12 protein-coding genes are annotated in these 12,529 nt (G+C 73.1%); 6 read left to right on the top strand and 6 right to left on the bottom strand.

The features are described 5' to 3' along the window. Window positions 1-203: 203 nt before the first annotated feature. Window positions 204-1,592, bottom strand: a complete 1,389-nt coding sequence (locus ABEE00_RS02345; protein WP_345743548.1) for a cystathionine beta-synthase — start codon at window positions 1,590-1,592, stop codon at window positions 204-206. Between the two features lie 218 nt (window positions 1,593-1,810). On the opposite strand from ABEE00_RS02345, the gene ABEE00_RS02340 reads away from it, so the two are divergent. The 3 genes from ABEE00_RS02340 (at window position 1,811) to ABEE00_RS02330 (ending at window position 5,821) form a co-directional block, all read left to right on the top strand. After that, entirely contained in the window at window positions 1,811-2,854 is a 1,044-nt protein-coding gene (locus ABEE00_RS02340; protein WP_345743454.1) for an SGNH/GDSL hydrolase family protein, read from the top strand. Between the two features lie 314 nt (window positions 2,855-3,168). Then, entirely contained in the window at window positions 3,169-4,389 is a 1,221-nt protein-coding gene (locus ABEE00_RS02335) for an acetyl-CoA C-acetyltransferase (RefSeq protein ID WP_345743453.1), read from the top strand. Window positions 4,390-4,687: 298 nt separating this feature from the next. After that, a complete protein-coding gene (locus ABEE00_RS02330; RefSeq protein WP_345743452.1) occupies window positions 4,688-5,821 on the top strand; it encodes a hypothetical protein in 1,134 nt (377 codons plus the stop codon). Window positions 5,822-5,858: 37 nt separating this feature from the next. Here ABEE00_RS02330 and ABEE00_RS02325 read toward each other — a convergent pair whose 3' ends face one another. After that, on the bottom strand, window positions 5,859-6,182 hold the full coding sequence (locus ABEE00_RS02325; RefSeq protein ID WP_345743451.1) for a hypothetical protein: 324 nt from the start codon (window positions 6,180-6,182) through the stop codon (window positions 5,859-5,861). 98 nt (window positions 6,183-6,280) lie between these two features. Between ABEE00_RS02325 and ABEE00_RS02320 the strand changes: the two genes are divergently transcribed. Beyond that, window positions 6,281-6,508 carry a DUF4287 domain-containing protein gene (locus ABEE00_RS02320; RefSeq protein WP_345743450.1) on the top strand — a complete coding sequence of 76 codons (228 nt, stop codon included), beginning with the start codon at window positions 6,281-6,283 and terminating at the stop codon, window positions 6,506-6,508. 178 nt (window positions 6,509-6,686) lie between these two features. On the opposite strand, the gene ABEE00_RS02315 is transcribed toward ABEE00_RS02320, so the two are convergent. Further along, window positions 6,687-7,562 (bottom strand): Bax inhibitor-1/YccA family protein, encoded by an 876-nt coding sequence (locus tag ABEE00_RS02315; protein ID WP_345743449.1) that lies wholly within the window; start codon window positions 7,560-7,562, stop codon window positions 6,687-6,689. Window positions 7,563-7,833: 271 nt separating this feature from the next. Here ABEE00_RS02315 and ABEE00_RS02310 point away from each other — a divergent pair, with 271 nt between their 5' ends. Continuing rightward, the gene (locus ABEE00_RS02310) at window positions 7,834-8,226 is read left to right on the top strand and encodes an I78 family peptidase inhibitor (RefSeq protein ID WP_345743448.1); all 393 of its coding nucleotides are present in this window, start codon (window positions 7,834-7,836) and stop codon (window positions 8,224-8,226) included. A gap of 88 nt (window positions 8,227-8,314) precedes the next feature. Here ABEE00_RS02310 and ABEE00_RS02305 read toward each other — a convergent pair whose 3' ends face one another. The 3 genes from ABEE00_RS02305 to ABEE00_RS02295 all read right to left on the bottom strand — a co-directional run bounded on the left by ABEE00_RS02305 (window position 8,315) and on the right by ABEE00_RS02295 (window position 11,153). Continuing rightward, on the bottom strand, window positions 8,315-9,379 hold the full coding sequence (locus ABEE00_RS02305; protein WP_345743447.1) for an NAD(P)-dependent alcohol dehydrogenase: 1,065 nt from the start codon (window positions 9,377-9,379) through the stop codon (window positions 8,315-8,317). 240 nt (window positions 9,380-9,619) lie between these two features. After that, entirely contained in the window at window positions 9,620-10,357 is a 738-nt protein-coding gene (locus ABEE00_RS02300; protein ID WP_345743446.1) for a phosphonatase-like hydrolase, read from the bottom strand. Continuing rightward, entirely contained in the window at window positions 10,350-11,153 is an 804-nt protein-coding gene (locus tag ABEE00_RS02295; protein ID WP_345743445.1) for a GntR family transcriptional regulator, read from the bottom strand. Before ABEE00_RS02295 ends, ABEE00_RS02300 begins: the two co-directional genes overlap by 8 nt. A 167-nt stretch (window positions 11,154-11,320) precedes the next feature. Here ABEE00_RS02295 and ABEE00_RS02290 point away from each other — a divergent pair, with 167 nt between their 5' ends. Then, the gene (locus ABEE00_RS02290; RefSeq protein ID WP_345743444.1) at window positions 11,321-12,517 is read left to right on the top strand and encodes a TIGR03364 family FAD-dependent oxidoreductase; all 1,197 of its coding nucleotides are present in this window, start codon (window positions 11,321-11,323) and stop codon (window positions 12,515-12,517) included. The last annotated feature ends 12 nt before the right edge of the window (window positions 12,518-12,529 follow it).

Raw genomic sequence — 12,529 nt, 5'->3', positions numbered from 1 at the left:
GTCCGGGAGCCGCTCCGGAGGTCCGTGACGCCGACACCCTCCACTGTGCAGGGCGGGTGTTAACCGGGCTTTTCCGTGCCGTGACACTTCGGAACCCCCGGGGCCACAAGCGGGGTCGGCCCCGGACCCGGTCCCCGTCCCGTCGGCCCCCGAGCCCCCTCGCCCCCCTCAGAGCACTCCGGTTCCGTACCCTCCGTACCCGCTCAGCGCGCCTCGCGTGCCAGGTAGGCGAGCAGGTCCTGCCGGCTCACCACGCCGACCGGCTTGCCCTCGGCGAGGACGACGGCCGCGTCGGCGCCCTCCAGCACCGGCATCAGGTCGGCGACGGCCTCGCCGGAGCCGACGTGCGGCAGCGGGTCGCTCATGTGCTTCTCCAGCGGGTCGGCCAGCGAGGCGCGCTGCGCGAACAGCGCGTCCAGCAGCTCCCGTTCGACCACCGAGCCGACGACCTCGGCCGCCATGACGTCCGGGTGCCCGGCGCCCGGCTTCACGACCGGCATCTGGGAGACGCCGTATTCGCGCAGCACCTCGATGGCCTCGCCGACCGTCTCCTCGGGGTGCATGTGCACCAGCGAGGGGATGGGGCCCTCCTTGTAGCGCAGGACGTCGCCGACCCGCACCATCGCCGGCTCGCCCTCGTCCAGGAAGCCGTAGTCGTTCATCCAGTCGTCGTTGAAGATCTTGCTGAGGTAGCCGCGGCCGCTGTCGGGCAGCAGCACCACGACCACGTCGTCCGGGCCGAGCCGCTTCGCGACCTCCAGAGCGCCCACGACCGCCATCCCGCAGGAGCCGCCGACCAGCAGCCCCTCCTCCTTGGCCAGTCGCCGGGTCATCTGGAAGGAGTCCTTGTCCGAGACCCCGACGATCTCGTCGGCCACGGTCCTGTCGTAGGCGTCCGGCCAGAAGTCCTCGCCGACGCCCTCGACCAGGTAGGGGCGGCCCGAGCCGCCCGAGTAGACCGAGCCCTCCGGGTCGGCGCCGATGACCTGCACCTTCCCGTCGCTGACGTCCTTCAGATAGCGGCCCGTGCCGGAGATCGTCCCGCCGGTGCCGACGCCCGCGACGAAGTGCGTGATCCGCCCCTCGGTCTGCTCCCACAGCTCGGGGCCCGTGGTCTCGTAGTGCGAGCGCGGATTGTCCGGGTTGCTGTACTGGTCGGGCTTCCAGGCGCCGGGCGTCTCGCGCACCATCCGGTCGGAGACGTTGTAGTAGGAGTCGGGGTGCGCGGGGTCCACCGCGGTCGGGCAGACCACCACCTCGGCACCGTAAGCGCGCAGCACGTTGATCTTGTCCGTTGACACCTTGTCGGGGCACACGAAGATGCAGCGGTAGCCCTTGCGCTGGGCGACGATCGCCAGGCCGACTCCCGTATTGCCCGAGGTCGGCTCGACGATGACGCCGCCGGGCTGCAGGGCCCCCGACTCCTCGGCCGCCTCGATCATCCGCAGCGCGATCCGGTCCTTCACCGAACCGCCGGGATTGAAGTACTCGACCTTCGCCAGGACGGTCGCCTGGACTCCTTCGGTCACACTGTTCAGCTTGAGCAGCGGGGTATTGCCGACAAGCTCGATCATGGACTCGTGATACTGCACCGTGGTCTCCGCGTATCCGTTGGGGGTTCCGCGTTCGCGTACCCGTACCGCCACCTTATTGGGCAACAGGCGCACTCCTCATACGCGTTGCAGGGCGGGCCGCACGGGGCAACACAGTCTTGAGGGGCGCGAACCGGCGCGTCGTAACGGCGCGCGGGGCGCCCGCTCCTTGTGTACGGAGTCCGGAACACCCACACCCGGGAGGCGGGAAACGCACCATGCCGATGTCGAAGGCGGCGACCGCGAGAGTCGCACGGCGGATCGCCACCGCTGCCGCGTACGGCGGCGGCGGACTCGGCCTGCTCGGCGGCGCCACGATCGGCCTGCTGCTCACCGAGGTCCAGCTCGCCAAGCGCAAGGTCGGCGGCTCCTCGCTCCAGCCGCCGCCGGCCGACGGCAGGTACGGCGCCGCCTTCGCCCGGCTGCACGCCGGCGCCCCCGTACGGCTCGCCCTGCTCGGCGACTCGACGGCGGCGGGACAGGGCGTGCACCGGCCGCGCCAGACGCCCGGCGCGCTGCTGGCCTCGGCGCTCGCCGCGGTCGCCGAACGGCCCGTCGAACTGCGGAACGTGGCGCTGCCCGGCGCGCAGTCCGACGACCTGGACCGCCAGGTCACGCTGCTGCTCGGGGAGCGGGCCGCCGACCGGGCGCCCGACGTGTGCATCATCATGGTCGGCGCCAACGACGTCACCCACCGCATGCCGCCGGCCCGCTCGGTGCGGCTGCTGTCCGACGCGGTGGCGCGGCTGCGCACCGCCGGCTGCGAGGTGATCGTGGGCACCTGCCCCGATCTCGGCACCATCGAGCCGGTCGGCCAGCCGCTGCGCTGGGTGGCCAGGCGGCTGAGCCGCCAGCTCGCCGCGGCGCAGACGATCGCGGCGGTCGAGGAGGGCGCGCGCACGGTGTCGCTGGGCGACCTGCTGGGGCCCGAGTTCGCCGCGAACCCGCGCGAGCTGTTCGGCCCCGACAACTACCACCCTTCGGCCGAGGGGTACGCGACCGCCGCCATGGCCCTGCTCCCCACCCTCTGCGCCGCGCTCGGCCTGTGGCCCACCGAGGACGAGCGGCCCGACGCCGCGCGCCGCGAGGGGATACTGCCGGTGGCCCGCGCCGCGGCGGAGGCGGCGGCCGAGGGCGGCACGGAGGTGGCAGGAGTACGGGGCCCCTGGGCCCTCCTGAAACACCGCCGCCGCAGGCGCCTGCCTCCTGCGGAGGACGTGACCGAGGAAACACCCAACTCCCCGGCCAGCGATTCCCGCTGAGGATGTGGGCAGTCGTTCCGCAGGGGCGAGGGGGGTACCTCCCTGCTCGGAGCGGAGCCGGAGAGCTTGGGGGAGGGTGGGCACACCCGGAACCGGAACCCGCCAGCGCAGCGCCCCCACCCACCCGAAGCACGCGCACACACCCACGCCCCGCGAACAAAGCAACCGCTTAGAAAAGAGGCCCGCGTCACACCACCCAGCCCGTGACCCGCGCAATACGTGCGGGTAGCTTCCCGCTACGTAGCCCGACGTGCCGCAACACACACGCGCGCACGGGGCGAAGCAACCAGCCGGTCCGTCCACGAGGAGCCGTAATGCCCGAAGCAGTGATCGTCTCTGCCGCCCGCTCGCCCATCGGACGCGCCTTCAAGGGCTCCCTCAAGGACGTACGCCCCGACGACCTGACCGCGGAGATCGTCAAGGCCGCGCTCGCCAAGGTCCCGGAGCTGGACCCGGCCCAGATCGACGACCTGATGCTCGGCTGCGGCCTCCCCGGCGGGGAGCAGGGCCACAACCTGGGCCGCGTCGTCGCCGTGCAGATGGGCATGGACCACCTGCCGGGCTGCACCATCACCCGGTACTGCTCCTCCTCGCTGCAGACGACCCGCATGGCGATGCACGCGATCAAGGCGGGCGAGGGCGACGTGTTCATCTCCGCCGGCGTGGAGACCGTCTCCCGCTCGGTGAACGGTTCGTCGGACGGCATGCCCGGCACCCACAACCCGCTGTTCGCCGACGCCGAGGCCCGTACGGCGGCCCGCGCGGAGAAGGGCGGCGAGGGCTGGACCGACCCGCGTGAGGAGGGGAAGGTCCCGGACGTCTACATGGCGATGGGTCAGACCGCCGAGAACCTGGCACGCCACAAGGGCGTGACCCGCCGCGAGATGGACGAGTTCGGCGTGCGCTCGCAGAACCTCGCCGAGAAGGCCATCGCGGACGGCTTCTGGGAGCGCGAGATCACCCCGGTCACCACCCCCGACGGCACCGTGGTCAGCAAGGACGACGGCCCCCGCGCGGGCGTGAGCCTGGAGGCCGTCGAGGGCCTCAAGCCGGTGTTCCGCCCGGACGGCCTGGTCAACGCGGGCAACTGCTGTCCGCTCAACGACGGCGCCGCCGCGCTCGTGGTCATGTCCGACACCAAGGCGCGCGAGCTGGGCCTGACCCCGCTGGCCCGGGTCGTCTCCACCGGGGTCTCGGGACTGTCCCCCGAGATCATGGGGTACGGCCCCGTGGAGGCCAGCAAGCAGGCGCTGGCCCGCGCCGGCATGACCATCGGCGACATCGACCTGGCGGAGATCAACGAGGCGTTCGCCGCGCAGGTCATCCCCTCCTACCAGGACCTGGGCATCGACCTGGACAAGCTGAACGTGAACGGCGGCGCCATCGCCGTCGGCCACCCCTTCGGCATGACCGGCGCGCGCATCACCACCACGCTGATCAACTCCCTCCAGTGGCACGACAAGCAGTTCGGCCTGGAGACCATGTGCGTGGGCGGCGGCCAGGGCATGGCGATGGTGCTGGAGCGCCTGAGCTGACCCCTCGAGGGCGGAAGACGAACGGTTTGCGGCGGGCCGCGCAAGGGCCCGCCGCCACCCCGTGACGGAATTGTTGTCCAGCTCACTCCGTACTCCGCAAAAGCGAGATCAAATAGCCCCCGAGATGTGATTTACCTCCTTGGGGCCCCGGATTACCGCTGGTCACAGCCGTGCGCCCCGCGGCCCGGGTTCATTTCGCCTGTCCCTTTCGCCGGTTTCTGCTCTACGGTCAAAAGGACCTTCCCAGCAAAGCTGCGGTAGGAATTCGGGGGAACGATTCGGAACCGGGAGAACGACAGTGAGCGCCATATCCCTCATCCTGCTCGTGGCCGCGGTCTGTGCCGTGGCCCTCGGCGCCGCGGCCCTGCACACCGTCCGCGGCCTGCGCGGTGAGCTGACCGCGCTGCGCGCCGAGCTGGCGGGCGGCAGCACGGTCCCCGCGGCACGTTCCGCCGCCTCCGCCGCGTACGCCTCCACCGCGTACGCCGCCGACGCGGAGCACGCGCCGGTCATGGAGCACGCGCGGCACGCCGCGGGCCGGGAAGAGGGCGGCGCCGTCGCGGTCTCGACGGGCCGTACCGACGCCGAGGAGATCCGCGCCGCGGTCGCCGACGCGCTCGCCGAGGAGCGGGAGCGCGAGCTGGCCGAGGCCCGGGCCTTCTGGGCCGAGCAGGAGGCGCGCGACGCGGAGCAGGAGGCGGGCCCGATGCTCGCCGGCGAGAGCACCGCGTACGAGTACGACGCCGAGGCCGAAGGACCCGTCGACCCGGTCGGTCCCGCGGGCCTCGAAGCGGCGCTGCTGGACGCCCTGCTGGAGGGCCGCCTGGAGGACAGCACGCTGGACTCGCTCGGCAGGCTGCCCGGCGAGGGCAGCGCGTTCATCCCGCGCCAGCCGGGCCGCGACGACGTGGAGCCCGGCTTCCCCGAGCCCGGCTTCGACCAGGGCCCCGAGGTCGTGGAGCCCGCCGACCGCCCGGACTCCGGCGGCCGCCCCGACGCCGGCCACGAGCCCGCCGAGGAGTCGCCCGAGCTGGCGGCCGCGCGCCGCCGCCACCCCTCGCAGCCCGACTACACGCTCAACGGCGACCCGGTCGTGCCCGCGCCCGCCGGCCCCGCCACCGCCCGTACGACCGACGGCGAACGCACCCTGGGGCGGCTCACCGAGCTCGCCGAGGAGGGCACCCCGCTCGCCGACGTACGGCCCGGACCGCTGGGCACGCTGGACGTGTACGTCTTCGAGGACGGCACCACCGTGTGCCTCTCCCCCGGCCACCGGGAGACCGCCGAGGCGCTGACCGAGGCGCTGCGGCGCGGTGAGAACCCGGTGCTGATGGGCGGTTCCGCCCTCTCCGGCGGCTACGCGCTGACCTTCGCCTACGGCACGGGCGAGACGGCCTATCTGCTGGCCGACCGCGTCATCGCCTCGCTCTGAGCGTCACCGCGGCCCCTCGGGCCGGCCCGGCCCCTCGCTAGGAGAGCGGCGACTCGCGCACGAGGCGCAGCGCCCCGTCGAGTTCGCCGCGCGCGGCGTCCTCGTCAACCCCGTGCAGCGCGGCCGCCAGATCGTGTCCCGCCACCGCGAGTTGGTCGCCCACGGCGAACTCGCCGGCGTCGGGAATCAGCCGCTTCCGATCCTCATCGGGAAACTCCAGCCGCTGTGCGCGCAGGGCCAACTCCTGTGCCAGCGCGAGCCCTTCAGCAGCGGCTCCGCGCCGCAGCGCGCTCTGCGGGAGTGCCCGCAGACGGTCCGCGAGGCGCTCCACGGCGTCGGTCAGAGGTGTCGTGTCGGGCACCCCGCAACCCTACGCGCCGCCTTCCGACTGTTGCCAACGCCCCAACGCTCAGGCACGGTGACGTGAAGGACTCCAAAAGGACGCGTCCGGAGGCGCCGATGTCCCAAGTCTTCTCCGCGGAGACCCACCGGAACCTGCTCTCCCGAATCCCCCACTGCACCGGTCGTGAAGTGTCCGACTGGATTCGTACGGTCGACGAGGGCCCCGCACTCGTCCGCTTCGAGGAAAAGGTCAGCTGGCTGCGGGGCGAGCACAATCTCGCGTACGGCCACGCCAAGGCGATCGTCCACGAATACGACCTCAGGCGCGCCGCGCGCAATCTCTAGCTGTCGGCACCGACGGCACGTCCGCACAGCGCTGCTTCTCCTCAGCGCACCACTCCTCGATACAGCACTCCTCGATACAGCCGAAGGGCCCGTACGACGGTCATCCGTCGCACGGGCCCTTATCGCATGCCGCGTGGCGTGGCGCCGCACCGCGCGTCCAACGCGGTGCGGGCGCTCGCTAGTTGTCGTTCAGGATGGCGATCAGCCGCAGGAACTCCAGGTAGATCCAGACCAGGGTCAGGGTCAGGCCGAAGGCGGCCAGCCAGGACTCCTCGCGCGGCGCGCCGTACGCGATGCCGTCCTCGACCTGCTTGAAGTCCAGCGCCAGGAAGCAGGCGCCGAGCAGCACACCGGCGATGCCGAGCACGATGCCCAGCGTGCCGCTGCGGAAGCCGAGGCCGTCAGCGCCGCCGATGCCGAGCACGGCGCAGAGCAGGTTGATGCCCATCAGCAGGATGAAGCCGATGGCGGCTGCCATCACGAACCGGTAGAACCGCTGGGTGACGCGGATGATCCGGGTCTTGTAGAGCACCAGCACCGCGGCGAACACGCACATGGTGCCGATCACGGCCTGCATGGCGGCGCCGTTGGCCCACTGCTGGTCCACGAAGCGGCTGAACGCCCCGAGGAAGACGCCCTCGAACGCGGCATACGCCAGGATCAGCGCGGGCGCGGCCTTGCGCTTGAAGGACTGGACGAAGCCCAGCACCATCGCGACCAGCGCGGCGCCGACGGCGATGCCCAGCGGGACCTGCGCGATCCACGAGGCGATCGCCATGACGACGACCAGGCCGACGGTGATCCCGGTGCGGGTCACCACGTCGTCGATGGTCATCACGGCGCCGCGCGGCGGGGCGGGCGCCTGATAGGTCTGGCCCGCAGCCTGCGGTGCCTGGGCGTACGGATTGGCGCCGGCGGGGCCGGCGTCGGGGGCTGCGTGGGCGTTCGCCGCGTACGGGTTCCCGGCCTGCGCCGTCTGGCCGGTGTTGAAGCCGGCATAGCCGGTGTCGCGGCTGAACCCCCGTCGCGAGAAGACCGGGTTGCTGCTCCTCATCTCACTCCTCCATGGCCGCACGGCACGGCCTTGCCTCCAGGGTAATGGCTAAGCAAAACCCGCACGCTAGTGCCGACGGAAGAACGAAGGGAAGGGCCCTTCTTGTTCCGGGCCCGTCCCCGTTGTTCCCCGTGCCCCGGCTCCTTCGCCGTTCGCCCTCCTTCACCGTTGTTCGTACGGCATGCCCTCGTACGGGTGATTGGGGCGCGCGGAGAGCCGTGTTCCCTATGTACTGCTGGCTTCTGCACACCTTCGTGAAGGGAGCCCTCCCGTGCGCTCGTCGACCCGCACCGCCCTGACCGCCGCCGCCCTGGTGGCCGGCGGGCTGCTGCTCTCCCCGGCGGCGGCCGGCACCGCCTCCGCCGCCCCGGCCTCGGCGGCGGCGCCCGCCGCGCAGGCCGCGCCCATTCCGCTGGGCGGCGCGGGCCCCGACCGGATCGCGCCCGGCGAGCCCTCGCCCGAGGCCGGGCACCAGGCCAAGCCCGACCCCGCGCGCTACGTGGGCAAGTCCTGCCCCGAGGCCAAGACCCAGGCGGAGTCGGACGGGTACAAGAACGTCCGCGTGGTGAAGCCCGGCCAGGTGCTCACCCAGGAGTACATGCCGGACCGGCTCACCCTGCACTGCTCGGCCGGCGGCACGGTCGAGAAGGCCGCCAAGGGCTGAGCGCTCCCCCGCGGCGAGCGCGGGCCGGGCCGGGACCCCGCCCGGCCCGCGCCCTCCCGCACACCGCGCACGGCCCGGCCCCGCGCCCTCACTCCTGCGGCCTGACCAGCGGCTTCACGGTGTCCGGGTCCTCGGAGGCCACGGTCATCGCGCGGGCCGCCCCGCCCAGCCCGAAGCGGTGCGAGACGAGGCGCGCGAGATCCACTTCGCCGGACGCCGCGAGGGCGATGGCCGTCGGCCAGGTGTTGGCGTAGCGGAAGGTCCCGGTCAGCTCGATCTCCCGGGTCTGCACATGGCCCACCGGCACGGGCAGCGACTCCCCGCCCATCCCCACGAGCACCACGCGCCCCGCCCGGCCCACGGCGCGGATCCCCTGGTCGACGGCGGAGGGCGCCCCTGAGCACTCCAGCAGCACGTCGGGCTCGTAGCCCAGGTCGCCCAGGGGCCGTTCCCGTACGTCGGCGACGGCGGTCGCGCCCAGCTCGCGGGCCAGGTCGAGGCGCTGCGGCGCCACATCGGTGACCACCACCTCGCTCGCGCCGAAGGCCCGCGCCGCCTGGAGGGCGACCAGGCCGATCGGTCCCGCGCCGGTGACCAGCACCCGCGCGCCGGGCGCGATCCGCGCCTTGCGGCAGGCCCACACGCCGACCGAGAGCGGTTCGAGCAGCGCGGCGTCCTCGGTGCTCAGCGCCTCGGGCACCGGGTGCGCGAAGTCGGCGTCCACGGCGACGTACCCGCACAGCGCGCCGTCCACCGGCGGGGTCGCGTAGAAGGAGACGTCGGGGCAGAGGTTGTAGCGGCCCGCGCGGCACTGGGCGCAGCGGCCGCAGGGGTGGCCCGGCTCGACGGAGACCCGCTGGCCCTCGTGCCGCTCGCGCACCCCCTCGCCGAGCGCGACGACCGTGCCGCCCGGCTCGTGGCCCAGCACCATCGGGGCGCGCACCACGAACTCGCCGAGCGCGCCGTGCTCGTAGTAGTGCACGTCGGAGCCGCAGATCCCGACGGCCTCGACCCGCACCAGCACCTGTCCGGGGCCCGGGCGCGGGACCGGGCGCTCCTCGACCGCCAGGTCGCCCGGCGCGCGGAGCACCGCGGCCCCCATGGTGTCCGGCACGTGCGAGGGGAGTGCTCGTGAAGGCTGCGCGCTGCTCATGTCCGGTCCCACTCCCGTTCCGCTCCCCGTGTCACCCGGCCGGTGAATCCGTACCGACGAATCCGTGCCGGTGAATCCGTACCGGTGAATCCGTACCGGTGACCATCCGTACCCGGGCCGTGGCCGTCCGGCAAGGGAGCCTGGCGACCCGGTCACGAGCGGTCACGGGAGCGGGGTCGGCGGGCGTCCGCGCTCGCGGATCCGGGCGCGTAAGGGCAGGTCAGTCCGCGCGTACGGAGATCAGTCCAGGCGTACGGAGTCCAGCCGCGGCACCTCGGCGACGCTGTCCAGTACGTGGGTGTGCGGGTTGCGCTCCATGGCCTCGCGGCCGAGTTCGCCGGTGAGGACGCCGACGACCTCGCCGGCGCCCGCGTTGGTCCCGGCCTCCAGGTCGACGGCGGTGTCCCCGGCGGCGAGCACCCGGCGCACGTCGAGCACGCCGGTCTTCTCCATGGCGCGGTGGATCATGTAGGGCGCGGGCCGGCCGCGCGGCACCTCGTCGGAGGTGACCACGGCGTCCAGGTTCCCGCCGTCCCCGGCCGACCAGCCCAGCGAGTCCAGCAGCGGCGCGGCAACGTCCTCGCTGAACCCGGTGGTCAGCGCCACCTTCACGCCGCGGGAGCGGAGTTCGGCGAGCGCCTTCTCGGCGCCGGCCAGCGGGACCGGCGGGGTGTCGCGGTAGGACTGCCGCAGGATCCCGCGGAACGCCTCGTACGCCTCCTCCACCAGCTCCGGCGTGGACGTGCCGCCGCCCAGGCCGATCAGCGCGTCGATCGCCTCGCGCTTGTCGGTGCCCATCCAGGTCTGCAGGTCGCCCGGGTCGACGGTGGCGCCGGTGCGCTCGACGGCCTGCCGCAGCGCGGCGTACACCGCGCCGTGCTCGTCGATGGTGGTGCCGGCCATGTCGAAGACGGCGAGCTCGATGGCGGTCGTACGGGGTGCGGTCGTACGGGGTGCGGTCGTACGGGGATCAGTCATGGGGCTGCTCCTCATCGGTGCGGTACCGCCCGACCACGGTCCGGCCCGCGACGGTGTTCTCTACGGTGAAGTTGGCCATGCTCGGCAGATAGCGGTCATCGGCGCTCTCCAGCGGCTCGTCGCGCGCGGAGAAGGTGGTGCGCCGCACCCGCAGCAGCGGATGCCCCTCGCCCACGCCCAGCAGCTCGGCGTCCTGGGCGTCGGCGCCGACCGCGTCGATGGTGTGCCGCGCGTGGTGCAGGTCCACGTCCAGGTCGCACAGCGACTGGTAGATCGACCCGGCGTCCGGGTCGAAGTCGAAGAGGTGGCGCCCCACTTCGTGCACGAAGGAGGAGCGCTCGACCATCGCCGGCACCCCGTCCAGCAGCCGCAGCCGGACGATCTCCACCACCGGGTCGCCCTCCTCCAGGCCGAGCCGCGCCGCGGTGGCGGCCGGGGCCCTGCGCCAGGCGGTCTCCACGGTGAGCTGCCCCGGCTCCCTGCCGATGGACCGCGCCCACTCGGTGAAGGAGATCAGCGAGGCGAAGGGCTGGGACGGCGTGGTCCTGCGGGCCACCGGCGGTCTGCCGCGGCCGCCCACGAGGTTGCCCTCGCGGCGCAGGATGGCGAGCGCCTGGCGCACCGGTCCTCGCGAGGTGCCGAACTCGCGGCACAGCCGCGCCTCGCTGGGCACCGGCTCGCCCTCGGGCCACTCGCCCGCCTCGATGCGGCGCAGGAACTCGGCGCCGAGCTGCTGGTGGAGGGGCAGTCCGCGGTCCTCGGGGTTCGCGTCGTCCGCCTGCCTTCTTGTCTGCACAACTCGACTATGGCACCCCGGCACCCGCGCCACCAAGCCGTACGGGATGACCCCTCGGGAAACGCTCAGCGAAGGGAAAACGGCCACACGAGGGCGTCGGTGAACGAACGGAAAACTTGTATAGACAGCCATTGCCGCACCGGCGCCCGATCGCGCATGCTGCTCCCATGAGCAGCACAGCCACAGCGACCGGTCAGGGCACGCAGGCAGCGGAGGGACGGGGCGGCTCCGCGCACGGACGCAGCGATCTGGTGATCGTCGGCGCCGGGATCGTGGGCCTCTCGCACGCGTACGAGGCCGTGCGGCGCGGCATGTCGGTGACCGTCGTGGAGCGCGATCACGAGCCGGTCGGCGCCTCGGTACGCAACTTCGGCCATTGCTGTATCACCGCGCAGCACGGCGAACTCCTCGGTCTGGCGCGCCGTTCCAGGGAGGGCTGGCTGCGCGCCGCGGAGAGCTCAGGGCTGTGGGCCGAGGAGGCGGGCGCGTACGTGGTGGCGCGCACCGCGACCGAGATGGCCGTGCTGGAGGAGCTGGCGGCCGAACGCGGCGCCGACGCCGTGCAGTTGCGCTCGGCCGCGCGCACCGCCGAAGTGCTGGGCCGCGAGGACGGCGGCGCGGGCCTGGTCGGCGGCGCGTTCCTGCGGGACGACCTGCGGGTGGACCCGCGCGAGGCGGCCGGGCGCCTGGCGGAGTGGCTGTCGCGGCAGCCCAACGCGCGCGTCCTGTGGGGCACTTCGGTGAACGGCGTCGAGAGCGGCACCGTGCACACGCCGCGCGGCCCGGTGCACGGGGAGCAGATCCTGGTCTGCGTCGGGCACGACCTGGACCGGCTGTTCCCCGAAGCCGCCGAGGAGCACGGGGTGCTGCGCTGCCGCCTCAGCATGGCGCGGGTGCGGGCGCCCGAGGGGCTGCGCACGAACGCGGCGGTGCTCAGCAACACCTCGATGCTGCGCTACGACGGCTTCACGGCCCAGCCCTCCGCCGCCCGGCTGCGCGAGGAGACCGGCGCGCACAGCCCCGGCCTCGTGGAGATCGGCGCGAACGTGATGTGCACCCGCCTCCCCGACGGCACCCTCCTCACCGGCGACTCGCACCACTACGGGAGGACGGCGCCGCCGTTCCTGGACGAGCGGGTGAGCGAGCGGCTGCTCGACGCGCTCGCCGAGATGCTGGGCGTGCGCGGCTTCGAGGTGCTGGAGCGCTGGCAGGGCGTGTACGCGAGCAGCGCTCAGGGACCGCTGCTGGTACGGGACTTCGCGCCCGGTGTGCGCGCGCTCTCGGTCACGTCCGGGATCGGGATGACGCTCTCGTTCGGGCTGGCGGCGGCGAGCCTGGAGGGGGTGCTGGGCGCGACGGCCTGAGACGGCTCGTGC

The organism is Streptomyces odontomachicola (assembly GCF_039605595.1).
GTDB lineage: Bacteria > Actinomycetota > Actinomycetes > Streptomycetales > Streptomycetaceae > Streptomyces.
This window is presented reverse-complemented; position numbering and strand designations above follow the sequence as displayed.